We start from the raw sequence: 24425 nt of genomic DNA, 5'->3' as shown, positions 1-24425 counted from the left end.
TGTCTTAAACAGATTTGTTGCGTGTGCTTCAAATTAAGTTATGGAAATTGATCGCACATGAATACTTTATTAGTAAACCAGTTACAAAAAAAACTGGGCTATACTTTTACGCAAAATGAATTATTACTACAGGCTTTAACGCATCGTAGTGCCAGCAGTAAACATAATGAACGTTTAGAATTTTTAGGTGATTCAATTCTAAGCTATGTGATTGCTAACGCACTCTATCATCGATTCCCTCGTGTTGATGAAGGGGATATGAGTCGAATGAGAGCAACGCTTGTTCGTGGAAACACGCTCGCTGAATTAGCGCGTGAATTTGAACTGGGCGAATGTCTACGTTTAGGCCCTGGGGAATTAAAAAGCGGCGGTTTTCGTCGTGAATCAATTTTAGCGGATACGGTGGAAGCTTTAATTGGTGCAATTTTCCTTGATAGTGATATTCAAAATATCGAAAAAATCATTTTAAACTGGTATGAAAATCGTTTGGCTGAAATCAGTCCAGGCGATAAGCAAAAAGATCCTAAAACTCGTTTGCAAGAATATCTGCAAGGCCGTCACTTACCATTACCTTCTTATAATGTGGTACAGGTTCGTGGTGAAGCCCATGATCAAGAGTTTACGATCCATTGTCAGATAAGCGGTATCGAACAACCTGTCAAAGGGATGGGTACGAGTCGTCGTAAAGCTGAACAGGCCGCTGCTGAACAGGCATTAATACAACTGGAGCTTGAATGAGCGAAGAACAAACCTATTGCGGATTTATTGCGATAGTCGGTCGCCCAAATGTGGGAAAATCAACACTACTGAACCAATTACTGGGGCAGAAAGTTTCTATTACATCACGTAAACCGCAAACTACGCGCCATCGTATTATGGGTATTGATACAGATGGTGCTTACCAAGCAATTTATGTGGATACACCAGGTTTGCATATTGAAGAAAAGCGAGCCATCAACAGACTAATGAACCGCGCAGCAAGCAGCTCGATTGGTGATGTTGAATTAGTTATTTTCGTTGTTGAGGGCACCAACTGGACGCCTGACGACGAAATGGTATTGAACAAATTAAAATCATTACGTTGCCCTGTTTTATTAGCAATTAATAAAGTGGATAACGTGATTGATAAAACCAAGTTACTTCCACACATTGGTTTTTTAAGCCAACAAATGGATTTTCTTGATGTCGTACCAATCAGTGCTGAAAAAGACATGAATGTCGATACGATAGCCAAAATCGTGCGTAATTGTTTACCAGAAGCTACGCATCATTTCCCAGAAGATTATATTACTGATCGCTCTCAGCGCTTTATGGCTTCAGAAATTATTCGTGAGAAATTGATGCGCTTTTTGGGTGAAGAATTACCTTATTCGGTCACTGTTGAAATTGAGCAATTTGTTACCAATGAGCGTGGTGGTTATGATATCCACGGATTAATTCTGGTTGAGCGTGAAGGCCAGAAGAAAATGGTTATTGGTAATAAAGGTGCGAAAATCAAGAAAATTGGCACTGAAGCCCGTATGGATATGGAAGACTTATTTGAAAACAAAGTTCACTTAGAACTTTGGGTGAAAGTCAAAGCTGGCTGGGCTGATGATGAGCGTGCTTTACGTAGTCTCGGCTATGTGGACGATTTAAAGTAGGTAACTAAAGTGGATGGCTGGCAACGTGCATTCGTTATCCATGCTCGACCTTACAGTGAAACAAGTTTATTACTCGATTTTTTCACTGAAAATGAAGGGCGAGTACGCATCTTGTCAAAAGGTGCGCGAGGCCGTCGTTCACCCTTAAAAGGGGCGCTACAACCTTTTACTCCTCTGCTCATTCGTTGGAGTGGGCGAGGAGAAATAAAAACACTTCGTGATGCTGAACCTATCTCTTTAGCATTACCACTGACAGGCTCTGTACTATACAGTGGCTTGTATCTTAATGAGTTATTGTCTCGGGTTTTAGAAAATGGTACGTCTTACAGTGTACTTTTTTTTGAATACCTCTCCTGCTTGCAAATTCTTGCTGCTAGCGAAACCACACCCGAAGCCGCACTAAGACGCTTTGAACTTGCGTTATTAACACAGCTTGGCTATGGCTTAGATTTTCTGCATTGTGCCGGAAGTGGAGAGCCTGTTTCCGATTCAATGACCTATCGTTATCGGGAAGAAAAAGGTTTTATTGCGAGTTTGGTGGTTGATCATAATAGTTTTACTGGATTTGAATTAAAATCCTTAGCTAGTCGAGAATTTCCTACTGTTGAAACATTAAAAGCGGCAAAAAGGTTTACTCGAATGGCATTGAAGCCTTACTTAGGCGGAAAACCATTAAAAAGTAGAGAACTTTTTAGACAATTTGCCATTAAAAAATCCCCAAAGGAAAAAGCATTGAAGGCAGAATAGTAATATTGTCTTTTTCTTCTCAATGGAATGTGTAAACTAAGGTAATGCAACGTTATTTTTCAGGAGAAGAGCATGTCTGATATTCTACTTGGTGTTAATATTGACCATATCGCCACCCTTCGTAATGCCCGAGGCACAACGTATCCCGATCCTGTTCAAGCGGCTTTTATTGCAGAACAAGCTGGTGCTGATGGTATTACTATTCATTTACGTGAAGATAGACGTCATATCACTGATCGCGATTTAATGCTGATAAGCCAAACAGTGCAGACAAGATTAAATCTGGAAATGGCAGTCACTGAAGAGATGATCGAGATAGCTTGTCAAACTCAGCCCGATTTTTGCTGTTTAGTACCTGAAAAACGCCAAGAAGTGACAACAGAAGGTGGTTTAGATGTTGTTGGCAATGAAGCAAAAGTTGCTGATGCCATTAAACGCTTATCTTTAGCAGGTATCAAAGTTTCTCTGTTTATTGATCCTGACCATGAACAAATTAATGCAGCCGACCGTGTTGGCGCGCCTTTTATTGAGATCCACACTGGTGCTTATGCTGACGCTGAAGATGAAATGGCTCAAGAAAAAGAGTTTATGCGTATACGTGATGCAGTGACTTATGCCGCATCTAAAGGCTTAAAAGTGAATGCAGGACATGGCTTGCATTACCACAATGTACAACGTATTGCTGCATTACCTGAACTTTATGAACTGAATATTGGCCATGCAATTATTGGTAGAGCCGTATTTAGTGGATTAGCACCAGCGGTTGAAGAAATGAAACGCTTAATGCGAGAAGCGCGTCGTTAATGGCTATTGTTGGCTTAGGTATGGATATCGTCGAGATATCACGCATTGAAGATATTATAGGGCGTTCTGGTGAACGCCTTGCTCGTCGCATCCTTACTGAAACGGAATGGGAAATCTATCAAACCCATAAACAGCCAATTCGCTTTTTAGCTAAGCGGTTTGCAGTAAAAGAGGCCGCGGCAAAAGCATTAGGAACAGGTATCCGTTTAGGATTGGCTTTTAATCATTTTGAAGTGCGTAATGATGAGTTAGGTAAACCCACATTGCATTTTTTAGCAGTTGCAAAAGAGATGGCAGAGAAAGCGGGGATAAACTCTGTTCACGTAACACTTGCTGATGAACAGCGTTATGCTTGTGCGACAGTTATTTTAGAAAAATAGCTCTCTTAGATTTATCACCCACAAAATCATCGATTAAGATTTAGATCTTATCTGCGTGGTGGATCAACACAAATTTTTCCCATAATTCATCTTGAGATTCAATATGAGTAGGATCAGTGATGATCGTATTGGTAATCGGACAAACCGATTGGCAAGTTGGTTTATCGTAATGTCCTACACATTCAGTGCAAAGATCAGGATTAATTTCATAAATATCATCCCCCATTGAAATAGCATCATTTGGGCACTCTGGTTCACACATATCACAGTTGATGCATTTCTTTGTAATTAGTAAAGCCATATCAGTCACTTAATATATAAATTATTAAATTTCAGTAACTTATATCTTGCACTTATATGTTACCATCTATCAGTTTTGTGTTGCTATATCCAATAAAGTAGTGCTTTATCATTCAAATAGGGATATCGCCTAAATTTTCTTGCTTAGTGAGAGATAAGCAAAGGAAGATAAGATTACCATTTCTAGGGCATTTCCTAAAGTAACATCATTCAAATGACCTATCAGATTATGTGAAGAAGAAACTAAAAGTTAATCTTCACGATATTTGTCATAAACAATTCAAGACAATCTCTTTAGTTATCAATAGAAAACAGGGTACAATATCCCGCTATATGATAATGAAGAGATATCCTTGTGAATAAAGTTAAAGATGATATTTATTGGATGCATAAAGCGATTGAGCAAGCGCACAAAGCACAAGAGATAGGCGAAATTCCGGTGGGTGCGGTATTAGTCGTTGATAATAAAATCATTGCTAAAGGGTGGAATCATTCAATTATCGATAACGATCCTACAGCACATGCAGAGATTATGGCATTACGCAAAGGTGGGAAGCATTTGCAAAATTATCGTCTCCTCGATGCTACTCTCTATATTACTCTCGAACCTTGTGTGATGTGTGCTGGCGCGATTGTACATAGCCGTGTAAAACGCGTGGTTTATGGCGCCTCAGATTTAAAAACAGGTGCAGCGGGCTCATTTATTGATATCTTACAGCATCCCGGCATGAATCATAAAGTTGAGATAACTTCAGGTGTATTAGGTGAAGAGTGTTCACAGCTTTTAAGCCAATTTTTTAAGATGAGAAGGGCTGAAAAGAAACAACTTAAAAAGCAAAATAATAGTCCTGTTTTAGCAAATACAGAGCAAGCAACAAAAGAATAGATATCTGTTTACTGATAATTAAGGGTATAGGTTGCTTGTGCTTGGAAAGGGCCTGTTAACAATGTTTGATTTTTCAGCGCAGAGGGTGATGCTTCAACATATGTCATAAAATTAAACTGAATACGTTTATTATTAAGAAGTTGAGTTGAGCTCGGTTTTTTTAATTGAATTATATTGCGTTGCATATCAGTAAATACAATTCCAATACTTTTAGGATCTTCAGATCCTGTACCAACAACAGCAAGATGATTCGACATAGTCGGATGCTCTTTCCCATCAAGTGTAATTGTGACACTTTTATAAATGTCTTGGCTGCAATTTTCTAAACTAATACTAAAAGCAACGGGTTCACTTTTTTGAAAGGTATAGAGATCTTTGGCGGATATCTGCTTAAAATCGATTACTTTATTTTCATCACCAGCAACTATGGTACAACCATGTGCAACCACAACGCCTTTAAATTCCATATCACCGCCAATCAGCTCTGTAGCAGCAAAGGCAGAAGGTGATAGTAATAATAAAAGAGAAATAGCAGATTTTATTATTGGAGTTCCCATTACATAAACTCCGCAACTAATGTGGCATGTGCTGAAAACTCGCCTTCTGTAATTTTGCTACCTGTTTTTGCAATGGGAGCCGCAGTAACTTCCCAATTACCTTTAAAATTATTCAGCTTCCCGACAGAAAAATATTGATTAGGTGGCACAATCGCTCCTGATTTGTCTCTTAAAACAATCCCCAAATTTGTCCTATCTACAGGTCCTGTGGTACCAAGATAATTAGGATTAAAACTAGCGATACCTGAGCTTCCTGTTTGAATTTTAAACATAATTCGACTGTTAGGATTAGTAAAACTACCACCTTCACATTTTATTGGAATATTGCGTGTGATCTTGTAGTTTTGGCCATTCAAATAGTCAGAAGTATTACCAACATTGCCAAAATCAAAGGTAATTGGGGAACCGTTATTAAAGATACATTTATCTTCAGTTGTGATGATCCCTGATGTAATAATCAGTTTAGATATAGGTTCGTTACCATATTCTGTCGGCTTGTTTCTGTAGCTTACCATGGCATACATTTGTGCAAGAGATTGACCATTTAAGCTTACTCCGTTAATAATCGGTTTTCTTAAACGGAAAGTAAGTTCTCCACTGCTACCTGATGCGATATGAGGTTTGGGAGAATTAGGTCTTGTACAACCTTGCAGATTATTTCTTTTGTTTTCTTTATTTTCAAAAGGGACTGTAGGGAGAGGATCTGGACCCCAAATTTCAAATTTAATACGAACATCTACGTATTCATTTAATTGATAAAAATTGCCACCAACAGGAATTAAGTCGGTTGTTGCTTTAAAGTAAGTTAATGCTCTTTTATCAATATTTGTGCTAGGGCAATGTACCGTACCATCATAGCGATCTGGCAAGGAAAATCTAACCGTCGTTGTTTCACCTGCTCGATTATTAGGGAACGTTGTGTTATCTAATGCAGCATAAAAAATATTAGGTCCGCCATTGGTTGTTACCTCCCCTTGTAGATAAGCCATAGCTGAAATTGGCATTAATGAGAAAATGCCGGTAAAAAATAGCATTACTGATTTGGAATGAATGTTTTTTTTATTTAATTGCATTTTATTCCTACCGGCGTCAAGTTAATTAATATTTTGGTTGTTGGTCTTTCGGTGCTGCTTTACAGCTATTTTGTTGGCAAACAAATTTTAATTCTGGATGCCCACCGTAATCATTTACATACATCATGTAAAATTGATTGACGTTACTCGTTTTAACTGGAATTTCCAGTGATGATTTAGGCGCAACCATTAAACCAGGAAAAGTGGTTAACTTATCGCTATCTTCACCATTCAATTTATTAGAAAGCCCAATAATTGTGATGTAGTAAGGTGTTGGGTTTTCGGCAATAAATTGATTACCTTGTTTTTTAAATACTAATTGGTCTTGCCAAATCATGCCCGGTTTTTCAGGAATAATAGCAGTTGGGCGGTAGAATAATTTAATGCGAGACTGCATTGCCATTTGCAACACATTCGCTTGTTTTGGTGCCGGAGGAATTTCACGAACATTTAAATAAAACAATGATTCTCTATCTTGTGGCAAAAGCCCAATTTCTGCTGTTTTGGTAATTCTGACAACACCTTTTTGGTCACCATCAAGACGCTGTAAGGGCGGTAACGCCACTAAAGGAGATGCGATTTTTTGTCCGTGTTCATTTTCAACCCATGATTGCGCTAAAAAAGGAATATCAGGGCTAGTATTTTTTAAGTTTACGCTTGCTGAGTTTTCGTTGCCCATAAGCACAACGCGAGTTCTATCTAATGACACGCCCGCTTGAGTCGTACCCACTATGCTGAGTGCAATTAATGAGCCACAAAAAAGCGTTTTGAGTGTGTTGAATGAGTTCATACAATTATCTCTAGTAATTCATTTTGTTCATTAAAATCCCTGACATAATAATGATTCACGTTTTAGTGGATCGTTAATTACGGCTGGAATTGTAATCGTACACTGGGTTTTACCACCCCAAATCACGTTTAATGATTCATTAAGGTTAACACCAGCGATATAAACTAAACCATCTTCCATTACCATTCCCATATTTTCACCGTTTTTATTGGTAATTTCGGCACCAAATGGTGGGTATGCTTGATCGACAGTTCGTAAGATAGCCATTAGGCGTTCACCTTGTCGAACAGGAAATTTATAGTAGCCAATCGCACCTTCAGTTAACGTTGCAGAAGTAATGGCTTTATGTGTTTCAATATCTGAATCCATTTTATCAACATCAATACGAGCATCAACATTGTTATAACTGGTTAAGTCAGTTAATACTCCAATACCAAATAGGTTGGTTGTTGTGCTTTGATTATTAAATGGCACACCTGCAACGCCATCTGTATCAACCATCATTCGAGCTGTACTCGATGTCATGCTGCTACTATGTAATGCAGCACCTTGACGAGTAGCTGTAAATCCGCCTTTTACTGTTGCACCTACAGCAACATAGTTATCTTGTTGATAGCTTGCATTGGCATTAATTTCTGCATATTGCGAGCGGTATTGATAATAACCATCAGTATTCGCTTTATTATCTGAGCTTAAACCAGCTCGGATACGCCATAGATTATTATAATTGCTATTATCAGAATAAGAGGCCATTTGGTTCACCTTTCCGTTACTGTCTTGCAAGCTATAACCAAGGCTTTTGCTACTTCCTAATGGAACTGAAATATTGAAAGAAATACTGTCATCAGTATTTCCTTTATGCTGAGTACGGAATGCTGATAAGTTAGTATTAATTTGTTCTATACCCATAATAGAAAAATTGCGACTTACCGTAACACCATATTGTTCTTGTGTATTTTTATCCCAATAGTTTTGGTGTCGATAAGATAGATAAAGTGTTGTCGATTTTTCAATATCATCAGCCCAAAAAGTTTTGTTACCTGTAATGGTATACATCTCTTTTTCATAACCATTGTTATTAATATTGTTATAACGCTCATCTATATATTGAGAGAAAGAGCGGAATGTTTTCTCTGAAAAACGGTAACCAGCAAAAGTAATCGTACTATGGTACTCATCGAATGTTTTAGCGTAGTTCAGTTTGAATGACATCCCGTTGATATTCTCATTATCATAGGTTTTGCTATAAGATTGAGTAATATCACCTGAAAGGGTACCTAAACGTCCCATATCGTGACCTAAGCCTAATGACCACGCATTGTAATCTTTAACTGTTAACAAAACTCCGCCATACAGTGACCATGTGTTGTTCATACCCCATGAAAAATCGCCTTGATAAAAAACAGGCCCCTGCATTTTATGGTTGTTGAGTGATGACTGACCGATTGATGTGTTATAGCGCACTGAACCTGGGCGAGTCATATAAGGTAGATTGGCTGTTTGTACTTGGAATTCGTTTACTTTACCGTTTTGCTCTTCAACTCTGACATTTAATTGACCTTGTACCGTATCTTGTAAATGTTTAATAGCAAAAGGGCCCGCAGGTACGGTGGTTTCATAAATTAAGCGACCATTTTGCGTTACCGTTACTTTAGCATTAGTGTTTGCGATACCATGAATTTCAGGTGCATAACCTTGCAAAGACGGGGGCAACATTCTTTCATCACTTTGTATATTGGCGCCTGTAAAACGAAAACTATCAAAAACTTGGGAGTTTAAATAAGTTTCACCAAGCGTTAATTTTGCTGCTTGGTTAGGTAATGGTTTATATGCGTAAATCTGATTCCAATCAAAACTATTGTTTGATGAGTATTCAGATGAATAATTTCCTTGATATTCAGCACGTAATCGCCATTCACCAAGGTTAATCCCTGCTTGCCCATATCCTGTCAATGAATTGTTATTATTACCTTTATTAGGACGTGTCGATGTCCCTGTTAAGGTATAGTCAACTAATAGCCCAGATACACCCGGATCCCACAATTCAGGTGGCGTCCAATCCGTATCTTCATACTTCATTAGTGAGCGAGGTATAACAATATCGAGAACACCACCATCATTTTTGATAGAGATACCCGGTAATTGACTAATATCGAAACAATCTGGTGAGATTTCTTCGATAAATTTTTGATTTTCTTCGTTAACTGTTAATTTTTTTAGAAGAGTAGGGTCAATACAAGCGATGGAGTAATTGGGTTTCACTTCAACATAATTAATGTTTTGGCGAGGGAAATCACGGCCGTTTATACGGATATCTAAGTAGTAGATACCCGGAATGATGTAATTAGAGGTTGCAAAACGAGATAAATCGACATTATCTCTGTCTTCGGCATCTAGCATATGAATGTTAAATTCCACAGAATCATCTTGCTCGGCTTTAGCGACAAACGTTAAGCACAATAGCAAAATGGCACAAATGTTTTTCCATATTGTGCTGTGAAAAAAAGAAATTAACATGAATAAACGCCTAATTATTAATAAAATAAAAACCAATTAAATAATGAATATTTATTTAATTAATTTTTATTTTATTCTTATTAAATTGAAGTGTTTTATCAAATTTAACGCAGAGGAAATCCCCTGCGTTAATGCAGTAATTTATTATTTAATTAATTAAAATAAATAAAACGATTACTGATAATCAACTTGGAAGTTGATAACGGCTTGGAATTCACCAGGAGTTACAGTAGCGTCAGCTGATTCAGCTTGAACGTAAGCAACGAATGGGATTTTAGAAACGCCATTAACTAATTGTACAGGTGTTGTTGCTGTGTTCCATTTTACTGATTTGCTGCCAGCATCCATTAAACCGATACCTGCGCCAGAAGCTGAGCCAGATACGAAAGAAGCTAAGTCTTTATTTGTTGCATTAACAACGCTTGGTGTATAGCTAACAGTAGCTGTTTTTGCTACGGTAGTATCACAGTCTTGTAATTCGATATCTTTTTTAACGTTACCTGCTTTCTGCATATTTGCTAATGCAGAAGTTGGGATTTCACTGAAGTCAACAATAACAGGGCTTGAAGAAGCGGCTAATCCACAAGCTGAATTAACAATTTCACCTTTTAATTGAATTTCGCCTTTAGTTGCGCCAATTTTTGGTGCAGGAGTTTCAGCAGTTGCAACAGAATTAATACCAAATACTAAAGCAGCAGCTAAAGCAATTTTACTCAGTTTCATTATAAATAATCCCTTGAAGATCGTGCGTATTATTACTTGTAGAAAATAATATTAATGTCGGAATATAAAAATTGATTTGCATTATATTTCGAGTTGTTTCGAATAATGACTGGTTTATATGATATCAATAAAGGTGCTCTGTTTGATATAACGTTTTGTTGATTTCCTCAATTTTCATATTTAATCTCGCCTATTCCATATTAATAGAGTTTTGTATAGGTTTATTATTTTTATTACTCTCTTTATGGGTTAAAAAGTTTATCAGGCAGATAAATTTAATAGACAATATAATTAACATTATTTTAACTTTACAAAAGGTAAGGTTCTTAACATTAGGTTAAGAAAATTAATAAAAACAATTATAGATTATCATAATATATATAATTCAATAAGTTAGATGTTAATAAAGAAGTGGTTGAGTTAATTTTTGACGAAAAAAAAGTTTTTAACAAAACAATAATCATAAAATGAATAATAACTAATGAGATAATTCCTACGTATTTAAGTTAATTTTTTCTTATATTTTACCTATTCTGATACTCTTAAAATGACTAGTTAGGTTATTTTAAATACAATTTACTCATTGGCTGAGTGTTTTTACTAATGAGTGTTACATTTTTTAACACATGAGTTTTCCCTATTTTTTGGAAAAAAAACTTGAAAAAATGTAACAATTCTTAGTATTAAGAAAATATTAATTTAGGGATTACTTTATGACAGGAAAGATTTTTCAATAGAGAAATGAAATAAATAAGCCTCTATAAAAGAGGCTATGCTGTTTAATTGGTTGTTTTTAAGTACAAAAAATTATTGATAAGCCATATCTTGAGTCAACGGTGAGCTTCCTTGTTCTTCATCATCCTCTTGATCTTTAGATAATATTTTATTTTTGCTCTCTTTGGCTTGAAGGTAACCAACAAGGCTGAGTTGATATCGTCGAATGTTTTCAACATAGCGATAAGCCTCATGCCCTCTGGCATAGCCATAAGGGAGATTTTCATAATATTTCTTTTGGCTAAGTAGAGGTAATCTTGATTTTACATCTAGCCAACTGTCAGGATCGGCATTTTGTTGCTCAGTAAGTCTTCTGGCATCAAGCATATGGCCAAATCCTATATTATATGCTGCTAATGCAAACCAAATTCTTTCATCTTCAGGGATAGAATCTGGTAAACGCGAAAGGAGATGCTTAAGATATTGCGCTCCACCTCGAACACTCTCTTCAGGATCAAGCCTATCAGTAACGCCCATACTTGATGCCGTGGGACGAGTTAACATCATTAATCCTCTCACTCCAGTTGGTGATGTAGCATGAGGGTCCCAATGTGATTCTTGCCATGCCATAGCTGCCAATAACCGCCAATCGAAAGTATCTGCATATTTTTCAAAAAGGGGCTGATAGTTTGGTAAAACAGAATCTATCGCCGTAATAAAAGAGATAGTATCGAAGTAATCAAACGAACCCACATGGCCAAAATACTTTTCTTCAAGTCTTGCTAATACATCTTCTTGAGATAATTGATTAAAGTAATCAAGCATCGCCGCATATAAGCTGTTATCTTCACTATCCGGCAAATACCATGTTAATGGTCGGCTTTCCGTGACTTCAAACCCTACGGCAACATTTGGATGAATGCGTTGTTGTACTGCAACACTGATTGAGTCTGCTAACACATAGGTTATTTTGCCTTCAGATAATGCTTCTAGCAGTTGTGAGGTCGTCTGATTATCTGATTCTTCCCATTCAAGCTCGGGATATTGCGTCTCTTTTAATGTTCGCAATAAACTTGCATGAGCAGAGCCAGCCGTGACAACAAGGCGCCCATCTAACGTATCAAAGCTACGTGGCCTTAATGTCCCTTTACGGTAAATGAGCTGTTGAGAAACTGAAAAGTAAGCAGGGCCACTGCGTGTCTTATCTAATCTCTCTTGATTATAAAGTAATCCGGCGGCGATAAAATCAGCTTTATTATTCTCCAGATCATCAAACATTTGGTTGATATTTGTCCGCATATTAACGACAAGTTTCACGCCTAAGTAGTCTGCAAAGCGTTTAACTAATTCATAATCGAAACCTACGGGGTCCTTTTTATCGTTCATCGTTATCAATGGTGAAGGTATCGTACTAATTCTTAACTCACCACGAGATAAAATCTTATTTATCTGCGCTTTTTGCCTATCTGGCCATGTAATATTCAATGCGATAATGGCCGCTGAAAAGAGCGCTATGATAACGATAACGAAATAGTTTATCCTTATATTATTCAATAGGTTGGTTCTCGTTAACGTTGTTTATTGTTGTGTGTAAAATCGTCATTTTAACATGGATAAATTTCCAGTAATCGAGCATTTTGCTTAACATATTGGCAAGACGCAACTTGATTACACCAATTAATCATTAAAACACTCTAAGTTAAATGCCGTTATTTTGTTCACGCAAACGGTTTCGTCTGGACGGTTATTCTATTATACTAGGCGAGTTTCCCCTGAATGATTGATCAGGCTAGCTGCTAAAAGAGAGAACTCAATACTATGGAAATCCTGCGTGGCTCCCCCGCTTTATCCGCGTTTCGTATTAATAAATTACTCACTCTATGTCAGGAAAATGCTCTTCCTGTACAAAGTATATACGCGGAATTTGTCCATTTCGCGAAAGTGGAAGGGCAGTTATCTGAAGATGACCAAATTAAATTACGTCAACTACTGCATTATGGGCCTTCATTAACAGAACATGAGCCTGTTGGGGAAATGCGAGTTGTTACGCCTCGCCCAGGAACAATTTCACCTTGGTCTTCTAAAGCGACAGATATTGCACATAATTGTGGTTTAGCCAAGGTTGTCCGAATTGAACGTGGTATCGCTTACTTTATTGAATGCGGTACGATGACAGACACTCAGTGGCAACAACTTTATGGTTTTATTCATGATCGAATGATGGAAACCATTTTCTTAAATTATCAAGATGTAAATGCACTTTTTGCCGAGCAAACGCCAGCACCACTAAAAACGATTGATGTTCTTGCAAGAGGCAAGGATGCACTGGTAAAAGCGAATATCGAAATGGGATTAGCGCTGGCAGATGATGAAGTTGATTACCTAGTCGATGCATTTAACCGCTTACAACGTAATCCAACTGATGTTGAGCTTTATATGTTTGCACAAGCCAACTCTGAACATTGTCGCCACAAAATATTTAATGCAGATTGGATAATTGATGGTAAAGCTCAAGATAAATCATTATTTAAAATGATTAAAAATACGTTTGAGCAAACGCCTGATTATGTCATGTCTGCTTATAAGGATAATGCTGCTGTAATGGAAGGCTCTGTGGCAGGGCGTTTTTATCCTGATGCTGAGAAAGGGCATTACCATTATCATCAAGAACCCGTACATATCTTGATGAAAGTGGAAACACATAACCACCCAACGGCGATTTCACCTTGGCCAGGGGCTGCAACAGGTTCTGGTGGTGAAATTCGAGATGAAGGTGCAACGGGGCGTGGTGCAAAACCTAAAGCGGGTCTAGTTGGATTTTCGGTTTCTAATTTACGTATTCCTGGATTTGAACAGCCTTGGGAAGAAGATTTTGGCAAACCAGAGCGAATTGTTAATGCATTAGATATTATGACCGAAGGCCCATTAGGTGGTGCAGCATTTAATAATGAGTTTGGTCGTCCGGCATTACTAGGCTATTTCAGAACTTATGAAGAACAAGTTAATAGTCACAATGGCGTTGAAATTCGCGGTTACCATAAACCAATCATGTTAGCAGGGGGAATTGGTAATATTCGTGAAGATCACGTACAAAAAGGTGAAATTACTGTTGGTGCTAAGTTGATTGTACTTGGTGGACCATCTATGAACATTGGCCTTGGTGGTGGTGCAGCTTCTTCTATGACATCAGGCCAATCTGATGCGGACTTAGATTTTGCTTCTGTTCAACGTGATAACCCAGAAATGGAACGTCGTTGTCAAGAAGTTATCGACCGTTGTTGGCAATTAGGTGACGATAACCCAATCTTATTTATTCATGACGTTGGTGCTGGTGGCCTTTCGAATGCAATGCCTGAATTAGTCAATGATGGGGGTCGTGGTGGTCGTTTTGAATTACGCGATGTTCTTAATGATGAACCGGGTATGAGCCCACTTGAGATCTGGTGTAATGAATCTCAAGAGCGTTATGTATTGGCGGTATCACCTGAAAAAATGCCTCTTTTTGATGCGTTATGCCAACGTGAGAGAGCACCTTATGCTGTAATTGGTGAAGCTACGCAAGAGCGTGAATTAGTATTAAACGATACACACTTTGATAATAAACCTATTGATATGCCATTGGACATATTATTAGGTAAAGCACCTAAAATGTTACGTGATGTGAAATCACAAAAAACAGAAGGTGTGTATCTAGATCGTAAAGATATTGATTTAAAAGATGCCATATATCGTGTTCTTCATTTACCTGCTGTTGCTGAAAAAACCTTCTTAATTACCATTGGTGACCGTTCAGTAACGGGTATGGTTGCGCGAGATCAAATGGTTGGTCCTTGGCAAATTCCTGTTGCTAACTGTGCTGTTACCACAGCAACATTAGATAGCTATTATGGTGAAGCAATGTCGATCGGTGAACGCGCGCCAATCGCACTATTAGATTTTGCTGCATCTGCACGTATGGCTGTCGGCGAAGCGTTAACAAATATGGCGGGTTGTGATGTGGAAGCGCTTAATCGTATTAAACTTTCGGCTAACTGGATGTCGGCAGCAGGCCATCCTGGTGAAGATGCGGGTTTATATGATGCAGTGAAAGCCATTGGTGGAGAGTTATGTCCAGAGTTAGGCATTACTATTCCTGTGGGCAAAGATTCAATGTCAATGAAGACGCGTTGGCAAGATAAAGATGGGAAAACCAAAGAGGTTACTTCTCCATTATCTTTAGTTATCACGGCATTTTCTCGTGTTGAAGATGTGCGTAAAACAGTGACACCTGAATTATCAACACAAGCAGGAAATCGCCTATATCTAATTGATTTGGGAAATGGGCATAACGCATTAGGTGCGACGGCACTAGCACAAGTTTATCGTCAACTCGGCCAAAAAGCGGCAGATCTTCGTAATGTTGAGCAGTTAAAACAGTTCTTTAATGTAATGCAACAATTGGTTAATGAGCGCAAATTGTTGGCCTATCACGATCGTTCTGATGGTGGATTATTTGTCACTCTTGCAGAAATGGCATTCACAGGCCATTGTGGCTTACATGTTGATATCAGTGCGTATGATGAAGATATTTTAGCTGGACTCTTTAATGAAGAGCTTGGTGGCGTGATCCAAATTAGTGCTGAACATCAAGAGGCTGTTGAAGCATTATTTGCTGAATATGGCTTATCGGATTGTTTACACTATTTAGGTCAAGCAACAGAAAATGACGCCATTATTATCCAAAGCCGTGAAACTGAAGTTTATAATGAAAAACGCAGTACCTTGCGTCTTTGGTGGGCAGAAACAACATGGCAAATGCAACGTTTACGCGATAACCCTGAGTGTGCAGATGAAGAGCATCAAGCAAAACAAGATCTCAACGATCCGGGGTTAAATGTGAATTTAACCTTTGATCCAAATGAAGATATTGCTGCACCTTATATTGCAACAGGAAGCCGTCCTCGTATTGCGGTATTAAGGGAGCAAGGCGTCAACTCTCATGTTGAAATGGCGGCTGCTTTTGACAGAGCGGGTTTTGATGCTATTGATGTTCATATGAGTGACTTACACTCCTCACGACGTTCACTTAGTGATTTTGATGTGCTGGTGGCGTGTGGTGGATTCTCTTACGGTGACGTATTAGGCGCGGGTGAAGGTTGGGCGAAGTCTATTTTATTTAACTCTCGCTTACGTGATGAATTTGCTCAATTCTTTGAACGCCAAGATACCTTATCCCTTGGGGTCTGTAATGGTTGCCAGATGATGTCAACATTATCAGAACTTATTCCGGGTGCAGATTTGTGGCCTCGTTTTGTGCGCAATCGTTCTGAGCGTTTTGAAGCACGTTTTAGTTTAGTGAAAGTGACAGAAAGTCCATCGTTATTACTGCAAGGTATGGTGGGTTCGCAAATGCCTATCGCAGTTTCTCATGGTGAAGGTTTTGCTGAATTCCGTGATGCAGAGCAATTAGCACAACTAGAAGCTCAAAATTTAGTGGGATTACGTTTTGTCGATCACTATGGTAATCCAACAGAACAATATCCATTAAACCCTAATGGCTCAGTTAAAGGGATCACTGCTGTTACGACAAAAGATGGTCGTTCAACCATTATGATGCCTCACCCAGAACGCGTGTTTAGAACAATTAGTAATTCTTGGCATCCAGATAACTGGGGCGAAGACAGCCCTTGGATGCGATTATTCCGTAATGCAAGAAAGCAATTTGATTAATCAAAAGTCATCTTGTCTTAGTGATAAACAAATAAAGCCTCTACATTGTTAGAGGCTTTATTTCATTGATAATAAAAGAATTATTTATTGTTGTGTAAAAACGACGACATTCACTATTTTATGTGTCTCCTTTTGGCGACATATATATTATTGAAATATAAGTAATTATAAAATTTAGGGTAACTCTGTCTGGATATGGAGACAGCTTGGTTGTTTTATAACTAGATAAAAAAGAGTTATACATAAAATATCAGAGGGTTGTTTTTATTTTTTGTTATTTTTCAATATATTAAACAATTACTTTGAAGGTTGGCACGCCTTGTGCATTATATAAATCAGTTGCTCATTCAACTTTTTATGTCGGTCCACAATAATGGGTGGGAACATACCACATAAGCCAGGAATGACGCCAGAGTAAGGTGCCTACCGTCCAACATCATGATACTCGTCTTCGGACCTTATCAAACACAGGGCGACACGTGGAGTGAGGCACCACCTTCATTCTCTTTTAGAGAAAAAAGAGATGAAATATTGACGAGCGGAATATCTCAATAAGATATTCCGCTCTCCCACTTCTAGAGCCTGTCGCATTTCCTCTATTGTGTTTGTTCTCTTGCCTGATTTTCCTAATGTCGGACTTTTTTCTTGTTATCAAGTCATGTAGCATCGCATTACTCTAATAGGTGTTGAGATGATTTCATTGAAAAAGTGGCGTATTTTTCCTCGTTCTTTAAGACAGCTCGTGATAATGGCATTTTGGATGGTGCTATTACCTTTACTTGTCCTTGCTTATCAAGCTTATCAAAGTCTCGATCAATTAAGTAATCAAGCAGCAATTACTAATAAAAATGCATTGGCCGATACTGAACGCAGTGAAGTTATGCGAAATTTAGCTATTGAGATGGAAGGAAACTATCGTCGTTATTGTGTTTTACGTGATAAGACTGATGATGATATGTACCAACAACGCTATCAGCAATACACCAAACTTTTCTCAACATTACAGCAAACCATAATTCCACTTTCTTCATCTAAAGAAGCCGACGTGCTTAATTCTTCACTTGAAAAGCTAAAGTCTATTCAGTGTGAAAGCAGTGAGCCTACGAAAGAGATGCAACAAGCTCTTGAGCAGTTCTCTTATGCCAATAATCGTATTGTTGTCTTAACCAAAGAGATTATTTTTAGTCGCGGTGAACAACTTCAAATGGCAATTGCTGAGAAAGGACGCTATTTCGGTTGGCAAAGCCTTATCGTTTTTGTTTTCAGCTTGATCCTCATCGCGCTATTTACTCGAATGATTATTGGTCCTGTTAAAGGGATTGAAAAGATGATCAACCGATTAGGTGAAGGTCGAACGCTTAGTAACAATTTGGATTCTTTTCAAGGACCGCGAGAACTGCGATCGTTAGCTCAACGCATTATTTGGTTAAGTGAACGATTAGCATGGCTTGAATCACAACGTCATGAGTTTTTACGTCATATTTCTCATGAGTTAAAAACGCCACTTGCTAGTATGCGGGAAGGTACTGAATTATTAGCCGATGAAGTTGCGGGTCCTTTAACGCTCGATCAAAAAGAAGTGGTTTCTATTCTTGATAATAGTAGTAAACAGTTACAGTTATTAATTGAACAACTACTTGATTATAATCGTAAACTTTCTGAGGTTCCTCAGCAAATTGAAGAGGTCGATTTAACTCATTTAGTGAATGATGTGGTATTAGCACACAGCTTACCTGCCAGAGCAAAAGAGATTAAAACGATAATTTCACTTAATCTGACAAAATGTCGAGCAGAAGCGACATTATTATCACGAGTTATCGACAATCTCTATTCGAATGCGGTGCACTATGGTGCCGAATCAGGTAATATCTGGATCTCTAGTTATCAAGTTGAACAGAAAATAGTTATTGATATAGCCAATAAAGGAACACCGATCCCTGAATCTGAACAAAAAATGATTTTTGAACCCTTTTTCCAAGGTTCTTTGCTACGTAAAGGGGCTGTCAAAGGAAGTGGTTTAGGTTTGAGTATTGCTCATGACTGTATCAAAAGAATGGAAGGTGAATTAAGTGTTGTTCCTTCTGACTATGCTGATGTCTGTTTTCGTATTGAATTACCGCTACTTTCTGAGATTAAATAATGCAAATCAGGTCACAAAAACAAGCATCTCCTCATCATGAATATAAAAAAATAAATAAGAAGATGCTTGGTATTGAATGGTTATTTATGGCCCCTGCATCAACTAGAAAAATCGCATTAAATTGGAAGCAATGTTTCTTGTTTATTATGCTTCCACTGGTTCTTTCAGGGTGTACACCAAAGTCGCTCACTAATACACTAGAGCCTGAGCAAGAAATTCCCGTTGTTAAACAAAAAACGATTGATTATCGTTGGGCTGAATGTAAAACCTTAAGCTCATTTTATGATGAAGGCATTAATAACGCACTTTATTGGTTACGTGTTATTGAATGTACAAACCGCATAATGACGACTGAAGCACAACGCCAAGCAAGCAATGTTATCATCACTGGTTGGGATGATGCATTTTATAAAAGTATTCTATTAGAACGTGCTGGAATGACGATTGCCGAACGTCGAACACAATTAGTGTTATTAGAAAGCTATAAATTACAATTTCCGAGTTCTATGCGGGTTCTATTATCGATATGGATTGAGAACCAAACACTCATTCTCTCTTTAGCTGAAGAAAAGAATCGCTATCGTCGTTTAACTACAGATACAGATAATAGAATTGATGCGCTAAGAAAAGAGAATAATGCGTTACAACATGAACTGAGTGTCACGCTGAAAAAGCTTGAGAGCCTTACCCAAATTGAACGACAGTTATCGAATAGAAAACAGAGTGGTTCTGTTGATTCGTTATCGCAAAATGAAGATTTAGCTGAGAGCGCAACTGCAACATCTGCGGAAACAGAAAAAGTGAATGCAGAGAAAACTACCACTGAAAAAACTGTTGTTGAAAAAACGACTGAAAAACCGGTTTCGACACAATCGATAACAGATAAGCCAAAGGGTGAGGAAAAACAACCTTCTGCCACAGCGGTTAAACCAGAGCCTTCAAAACCAGAGTCTACGAAAGCCGAATCAACGAAATCTGAGGCGGTAAGATCAGAACCAGTCAAAACTGATACTGACACGCAAAGCTCAAAACCGACTGAAGCAGGTTCTAAATAAGGAGAATGTGCATGGCTGGCCATAAATCAGCAAATCTTTTACTTGTCGATGACGATCCTGGGTTATTAAAGTTACTTGGCATGCGATTAACAAGTGAAGGTTTTCATATCTTCACCGCTGAAAGTGGACAAGAAGCACTAAAACTTCTCTTAAAAGAAAAAATAGATCTTGTTATTAGTGATCTCCGAATGGATGAAATGGATGGTATGGCGCTGTTTGCTGAAATACAACGCCAGCAACCAGGTATGCCTGTTATCATTCTTACCGCCCATGGCTCTATTCCTGATGCAGTGGCTGCAACGCAGCAAGGTGTATTTAGTTTTTTAACTAAACCCGTTGATAGAGATGCACTTTATAAAGCGATTGATGAAGCACTTGAGCTTGTGACTATTGTTTCAGATGAAGAGTGGTCAAAAGATATCGTGACACGTAGCCCGCAAATGCTACGTTTATTAGAGCAAGCAAAGTTAGTTGCACAATCTGATGTCAGTGTACTTATTAACGGTCAAAGTGGCACAGGTAAAGAAGTGCTTGCTCAAGCTATTCATCGTGCCAGTCCTAGAGCGAAAAAACCTTTTATTGCCATTAACTGTGGCGCCTTACCTGAGCAACTTCTAGAGTCTGAATTATTTGGCCATGCGAAAGGCGCTTTTACAGGAGCAGTGAGTAGTCGTGAAGGTCTATTTCAGGCAGCTGAAGGCGGCACATTATTTTTAGATGAAATTGGCGATATGCCAATGGCATTGCAAGTTAAGTTATTACGTGTTTTACAAGAGCGAAAAGTTCGTCCATTAGGCAGTAATCGCGATATTGATATTGATGTACGTATTCTTTCTGCAACGCATCGTGATTTACCTAAAGCGATGGAACGTAATGAATTTCGTGAAGATCTATTCTATCGTTTAAATGTGGTTAACTTACGTATACCGACATTAAGTGAGAGAGCCGAAGATATTCCCGTTCTTGCAAATCATCTACTACGTGAATCGGCTAAACGCCATAAGCCTTTTGTTCGAAGTTTTTCAACCGATGCGATGAAATGCTTAATGACAGCAAGTTGGCCGGGTAATGTGCGTCAATTGGTTAACGTTATTGAGCAATGTGTTGCGTTAACAACAGCACCTGTGATTAGTGAAGCGCTTGTCACACAGGCATTACAAGGTGAAAATACGGCACTGCCGACATTTGCAGAAGCTAGAGGACATTTTGAAATGACCTATTTGAGAAAACTTTTGCAAATGACAAAAGGCAATGTGACTCAAGCCGCGCGTATGGCTGGACGCAATCGAACAGAGTTTTATAAATTGTTATCTCGTCATGAGCTAGATGCGAATGATTTTAAGGAATAACCTTTTCAGATAACGAATATATTTTTAAACTAATTTTCCTTTTATGCGGAAGATAGCGGAGAGACTAATTTTTATGAGTCGTAAACTAAAACTCGCCATGGCTCAACTTAATTGGGTTGTTGGCGATATTGAAGGTAACTGCGAACGCATGTTATCTACCATTAAAGCACAAGAAGAGGCTGATTTGGTCATGTTCTCTGAGTTGGCTTTATGTGGTTACTCTCCTGAAGATCTGCTATTTCGTCCTGATTTCCAACAGCGTTGTGAAACACAACTTACGCGTTTAGAACAAGCAAGTAAAAAAACAGCGATTGTGGTTGGACATCCTTGGTGGCAAAACGGCAAAATTTACAACGCACTTTCATTTTTTTATAAAGGTGAATTGCAAGCGCGTTATTTCAAACAACAATTACCTAATTATGGTGTGTTTGATGAGAAGCGTTATTTCCAACAAGGAAATGAGCGCTGTGTGGTACCATTTAAGGGTTACCACTTAGGTTTATTAATATGTGAGGATATTTGGATCAATGAACCTATTGATGCATTAAAACAAGCGGGCGCTGATCTTGTTTTATCTATTAATGCATCACCTTATAACCGTGAAAAACCTCATGTACGTACACAGCTAATCAAAGAACATTGCCAAAGAACACACCTTCCCGTGATTTATCTTAACCAAATTGGTGGTCAAGATGAGTTGGTATTTGATGGTTGTTCAAAAGTATTTGATGAGCGCGGTGCTATTACCCATCGTTTAGCTGCATTTGATGAACAAACCACTATCGTTGAATTCGACGAGTTGAATATTATTCCGATGGTAGATCCTGCTCCGGAACTTTCACCTTTAGCACAAGTTTATCAAGCGTTAGTACTTGCAACGCGTGATTATGTAATTAAAAACGGCTTTAAAGGGGCAATTCTAGGCTTATCTGGTGGTATTGACTCTGGATTAACGGTTGCTATCGCAGCTGATGCCTTAGGCAAAGAGAGTGTTCAGGCCGTTATGATGCCATTCCGTTATACTTCAGAAATGAGTATTCATGACGCGAAAGAACAAGCAGATTTATTAGGTGTTGAGTTTGATACTGTTTCTATTGAACCGATGTTTGATGCTTTTATGGCTCAGCTTGCTCCTATGTTTAAAGATACTGCCGCAGATACCACAGAAGAAAATCTACAAGCACGTTGTCGTGCTGTTATTTTGATGGCAATGTCGAATAAACGCCGTCGTTTAGTGTTAACTACAAGCAATAAAAGTGAATCAGCAGTGGGATATTCTACATTGTATGGTGATATGGCGGGGGGTTTTGATGTACTAAAAGATGTCCCTAAAACGTTAGTTTTTGAGCTTTCTAAATATCGAAACACACTTTCACCCGCTATTCCTCAGCGTGTTATTGATAGACCACCATCAGCAGAACTTGCACCAGGACAAACAGACCAAGATAATTTACCTCCTTATGACATTCTGGATGCTATTCTTGAAGGCTATGTTGAGCAAGATAAATCTGTATCTGACTTAGTTGCAGCAGGATTTGATGAAGCAACCGTCCGTAAAGTGATAAAATTAGTCGATATTAATGAATATAAGCGACGTCAAGCCCCTGTCGGGCCACGTATTACAAGTCGTAATTTTGGTAAAGATCGCAGATACCCAATTACAAGCGGTTTTGGTCGCCACAACTGGTAATAGCAGGATAATACGATGAAAAAAATTGAAGCGATAATTAAGCCGTTTAAATTAGATGATGTAAGAGAAGCACTGGGTGAAGTGGGTATCACGGGAATGACCGTAACAGAAGTAAAAGGCTTTGGTCGCCAAAAAGGGCATACAGAGCTTTACCGCGGTGCCGAATACATGGTCGATTTTTTACCTAAAGTAAAGATTGAAATTGTTGTCTCTGATGAAATTGTTGAAACCTGTGTAGATACAATTATGACAACAGCACAAACAGGTAAAATTGGTGACGGTAAGATTTTTGTTTTTGATGTGAATCGTGTTATTCGTATTCGTACTGGCGAGCAAGACGAAGAGGCTATTTAATTAATTAACTTAAGCCAAATAATTTATTATTCATTTTTATTTAAGTCCGATATTTTTAATCAAGATATCGGGCTTTTTCTTTTTCTTGTACATAATTAATTTTTTAATGTTTTGCCTATAATGCTATTTATATCTTATACAAGTCTATTGATGATATAGAACAATTTATTTTACTATTTTTTGTGAATTTTAAGGCACAAAATGTTATTCAATAACTTTTAAGTAAAGTTATTATCATCAATATTAAAAATTATTAAGGTATGGGCAAAATAGTGTTTAATTATTTATTAAAGCGTCTCGCTTTATTTTTATGTGCAGCAGTATTAATCGCTATCACTACGGGATTTATTTTTCTTGATATTTTGGTTTTTGATAATGGTATTTCTGAAACGTCGGTAACTGAATTAGCCCAAGAAATTATCGTTGCTATTATTTGCTTATTCTTTTTTGTTAAAGTGTGCCAAAAAAGTGAACAACGGGGAGCATTCACGCTTATTATGGGGTTTTTCTTGTGTATTTTAATTCGTGAATTAGATGGTGTATTTGATCAGATTGCACACGGATCTTGGGTTTGGTTTGCTCTAACGGTAGCATTTGTTTCTATTGCCATTGCAATTAGAGAAGGCAAGAAAACATTAAAAGGCTTATTTCATTTTATTACTCATCCAAGCCATGGAATGTTAGTTGCTGGCCTGTTATGTATTTTATTGTTTTCTCGTTTATTTGGCATGGGAATACTTTGGCATAAATTATTAGGTGAAGATTACAACCGTGCCGTTAAAAATATGGTGGAAGAGGGAAGTGAGTTATTTGGTTATACACTCTGTTTAATTAGTGTTATTTGGTACGGTTTTTCTGCTAAAGAGCATGTAATTCCCGCAGCGATTGAAAATAAATATCGATCATAAAAAGGTAGTGAAATAACCTAAAAAAGCGCTGATAATATAATGCTACAGCGCTTTTTTATTTAATTTAAAATTGAATGTTAATGAAG

General features: G+C 37.9%; 20 protein-coding genes. 13 read left to right on the top strand and 7 right to left on the bottom strand.

The window, feature by feature from the left end; all coding sequences use genetic code 11:
• The first annotated feature begins 57 nt into the window (after positions 1–57).
• The 5 genes from rnc to acpS all read left to right on the top strand — a co-directional run bounded on the left by rnc (position 58) and on the right by acpS (position 3574).
• A complete protein-coding gene (gene rnc / locus H1225_RS09930) occupies positions 58–738 on the top strand; it encodes a ribonuclease III (RefSeq protein ID WP_072063260.1) in 681 nt (226 codons plus the stop codon).
• On the top strand, positions 735–1643 hold the full coding sequence (era, locus tag H1225_RS09925) for a GTPase Era (protein ID WP_072063259.1): 909 nt from the start codon (positions 735–737) through the stop codon (positions 1641–1643). The genes rnc and era overlap by 4 nt, the downstream gene beginning before the upstream one ends.
• 9 nt (positions 1644–1652) lie before the next feature.
• Positions 1653–2390, top strand: a complete 738-nt coding sequence (gene recO, locus H1225_RS09920) for a DNA repair protein RecO (RefSeq protein WP_006533564.1) — start codon at positions 1653–1655, stop codon at positions 2388–2390.
• A gap of 72 nt (positions 2391–2462) precedes the next feature.
• Complete coding sequence (gene pdxJ, locus H1225_RS09915) at positions 2463–3194, top strand: pyridoxine 5'-phosphate synthase (RefSeq protein WP_006533563.1); 732 nt, start codon at positions 2463–2465, stop codon at positions 3192–3194.
• A complete protein-coding gene (gene acpS / locus H1225_RS09910; protein ID WP_072063257.1) occupies positions 3194–3574 on the top strand; it encodes a holo-ACP synthase in 381 nt (126 codons plus the stop codon). The genes pdxJ and acpS overlap by 1 nt, the downstream gene beginning before the upstream one ends.
• Positions 3575–3614: 40 nt before the next feature.
• Here the strand turns inward: acpS and H1225_RS09905 are convergent, their stop codons facing one another.
• The gene (locus H1225_RS09905) at positions 3615–3875 is read right to left on the bottom strand and encodes a YfhL family 4Fe-4S dicluster ferredoxin (RefSeq protein WP_072063256.1); all 261 of its coding nucleotides are present in this window, start codon (positions 3873–3875) and stop codon (positions 3615–3617) included.
• A 354-nt stretch (positions 3876–4229) separates the two neighbouring features.
• On the opposite strand from H1225_RS09905, the gene tadA reads away from it, so the two are divergent.
• Positions 4230–4760 carry a tRNA adenosine(34) deaminase TadA gene (gene tadA / locus H1225_RS09900; protein WP_006533484.1) on the top strand — a complete coding sequence of 177 codons (531 nt, stop codon included), beginning with the start codon at positions 4230–4232 and terminating at the stop codon, positions 4758–4760.
• A gap of 8 nt (positions 4761–4768) precedes the next feature.
• On the opposite strand, the gene H1225_RS09895 is transcribed toward tadA, so the two are convergent.
• The 6 genes from H1225_RS09895 to mltF form a co-directional block, all read right to left on the bottom strand.
• Positions 4769–5317 (bottom strand): fimbrial protein, encoded by a 549-nt coding sequence (locus H1225_RS09895; protein ID WP_109847738.1) that lies wholly within the window; start codon positions 5315–5317, stop codon positions 4769–4771.
• Positions 5317–6390 (bottom strand): fimbrial protein, encoded by a 1074-nt coding sequence (locus H1225_RS09890; protein ID WP_006533482.1) that lies wholly within the window; start codon positions 6388–6390, stop codon positions 5317–5319. The genes H1225_RS09895 and H1225_RS09890 overlap by 1 nt, the downstream gene beginning before the upstream one ends.
• A gap of 25 nt (positions 6391–6415) precedes the next feature.
• Positions 6416–7180 (bottom strand): fimbrial biogenesis chaperone, encoded by a 765-nt coding sequence (locus H1225_RS09885; RefSeq protein ID WP_161671453.1) that lies wholly within the window; start codon positions 7178–7180, stop codon positions 6416–6418.
• 30 nt (positions 7181–7210) lie between these two features.
• A complete protein-coding gene (locus H1225_RS09880) occupies positions 7211–9697 on the bottom strand; it encodes a fimbria/pilus outer membrane usher protein (RefSeq protein ID WP_109399844.1) in 2487 nt (828 codons plus the stop codon).
• A 174-nt stretch (positions 9698–9871) separates the two neighbouring features.
• A complete protein-coding gene (locus H1225_RS09875) occupies positions 9872–10420 on the bottom strand; it encodes a fimbrial protein (protein WP_006533475.1) in 549 nt (182 codons plus the stop codon).
• Between the two features lie 807 nt (positions 10421–11227).
• A complete protein-coding gene (gene mltF, locus H1225_RS09870; RefSeq protein WP_006533474.1) occupies positions 11228–12688 on the bottom strand; it encodes a membrane-bound lytic murein transglycosylase MltF in 1461 nt (486 codons plus the stop codon).
• A gap of 264 nt (positions 12689–12952) precedes the next feature.
• Here mltF and purL point away from each other — a divergent pair, with 264 nt between their 5' ends.
• From purL to H1225_RS09835, 7 genes are all read left to right on the top strand, one after another.
• Positions 12953–16843, top strand: coding sequence for a phosphoribosylformylglycinamidine synthase (gene purL / locus H1225_RS09865; protein ID WP_239739104.1), 3891 nt, complete (start codon positions 12953–12955; stop codon positions 16841–16843).
• 691 nt (positions 16844–17534) lie between these two features.
• Complete coding sequence (locus H1225_RS09860; RefSeq protein WP_072063251.1) at positions 17535–18983, top strand: sensor histidine kinase; 1449 nt, start codon at positions 17535–17537, stop codon at positions 18981–18983.
• Positions 18983–20038, top strand: a complete 1056-nt coding sequence (qseG, locus tag H1225_RS09855; RefSeq protein WP_237611935.1) for a two-component system QseEF-associated lipoprotein QseG — start codon at positions 18983–18985, stop codon at positions 20036–20038. Before H1225_RS09860 ends, qseG begins: the two co-directional genes overlap by 1 nt.
• 11 nt (positions 20039–20049) lie before the next feature.
• On the top strand, positions 20050–21387 hold the full coding sequence (gene glrR / locus H1225_RS09850; protein WP_072063249.1) for a two-component system response regulator GlrR: 1338 nt from the start codon (positions 20050–20052) through the stop codon (positions 21385–21387).
• Between the two features lie 73 nt (positions 21388–21460).
• The gene (locus tag H1225_RS09845) at positions 21461–23077 is read left to right on the top strand and encodes an NAD+ synthase (protein WP_072063248.1); all 1617 of its coding nucleotides are present in this window, start codon (positions 21461–21463) and stop codon (positions 23075–23077) included.
• Positions 23078–23092: 15 nt separating this feature from the next.
• Positions 23093–23431, top strand: a complete 339-nt coding sequence (glnB, locus tag H1225_RS09840) for a nitrogen regulatory protein P-II (protein ID WP_006533462.1) — start codon at positions 23093–23095, stop codon at positions 23429–23431.
• A gap of 260 nt (positions 23432–23691) precedes the next feature.
• Entirely contained in the window at positions 23692–24339 is a 648-nt protein-coding gene (locus H1225_RS09835; protein WP_006533461.1) for a hypothetical protein, read from the top strand.
• Positions 24340–24425 lie beyond the last annotated feature (86 nt).

This window comes from Proteus penneri (genome assembly GCF_022369495.1).
GTDB lineage: Bacteria > Pseudomonadota > Gammaproteobacteria > Enterobacterales > Enterobacteriaceae > Proteus > Proteus penneri.
The sequence above is the reverse complement of the archived record's forward strand: the minus strand, read 5'-3'. Positions and strand labels throughout refer to the sequence as shown.

Bases quoted from the DNA above. Each gene is read 5' to 3' on its own strand.
- rnc (WP_072063260.1), top strand. From the start codon at position 58: ATGAATACTTTATTAGTAAACCAGTTACAAAAAAAACTGGGCTATACT.
- era (WP_072063259.1), top strand. From the start codon at position 735: ATGAGCGAAGAACAAACCTATTGCGGATTTATTGCGATAGTCGGTCGC.
- pdxJ (WP_006533563.1), top strand. From the start codon at position 2,463: ATGTCTGATATTCTACTTGGTGTTAATATTGACCATATCGCCACCCTT.
- acpS (WP_072063257.1), top strand. From the start codon at position 3,194: ATGGCTATTGTTGGCTTAGGTATGGATATCGTCGAGATATCACGCATT.
- H1225_RS09905 (WP_072063256.1), bottom strand. From the start codon at position 3,875: ATGGCTTTACTAATTACAAAGAAATGCATCAACTGTGATATGTGTGAA.
- H1225_RS09895 (WP_109847738.1), bottom strand. From the start codon at position 5,317: ATGGGAACTCCAATAATAAAATCTGCTATTTCTCTTTTATTATTACTA.
- H1225_RS09890 (WP_006533482.1), bottom strand. From the start codon at position 6,390: ATGCAATTAAATAAAAAAAACATTCATTCCAAATCAGTAATGCTATTT.
- H1225_RS09885 (WP_161671453.1), bottom strand. From the start codon at position 7,180: ATGAACTCATTCAACACACTCAAAACGCTTTTTTGTGGCTCATTAATT.
- H1225_RS09880 (WP_109399844.1), bottom strand. From the start codon at position 9,697: ATGTTAATTTCTTTTTTTCACAGCACAATATGGAAAAACATTTGTGCC.
- H1225_RS09875 (WP_006533475.1), bottom strand. From the start codon at position 10,420: ATGAAACTGAGTAAAATTGCTTTAGCTGCTGCTTTAGTATTTGGTATT.
- purL (WP_239739104.1), top strand. From the start codon at position 12,953: ATGGAAATCCTGCGTGGCTCCCCCGCTTTATCCGCGTTTCGTATTAAT.
- H1225_RS09860 (WP_072063251.1), top strand. From the start codon at position 17,535: ATGATTTCATTGAAAAAGTGGCGTATTTTTCCTCGTTCTTTAAGACAG.
- qseG (WP_237611935.1), top strand. From the start codon at position 18,983: ATGCAAATCAGGTCACAAAAACAAGCATCTCCTCATCATGAATATAAA.
- glrR (WP_072063249.1), top strand. From the start codon at position 20,050: ATGGCTGGCCATAAATCAGCAAATCTTTTACTTGTCGATGACGATCCT.
- H1225_RS09845 (WP_072063248.1), top strand. From the start codon at position 21,461: ATGAGTCGTAAACTAAAACTCGCCATGGCTCAACTTAATTGGGTTGTT.
- glnB (WP_006533462.1), top strand. From the start codon at position 23,093: ATGAAAAAAATTGAAGCGATAATTAAGCCGTTTAAATTAGATGATGTA.
- H1225_RS09835 (WP_006533461.1), top strand. From the start codon at position 23,692: ATGGGCAAAATAGTGTTTAATTATTTATTAAAGCGTCTCGCTTTATTT.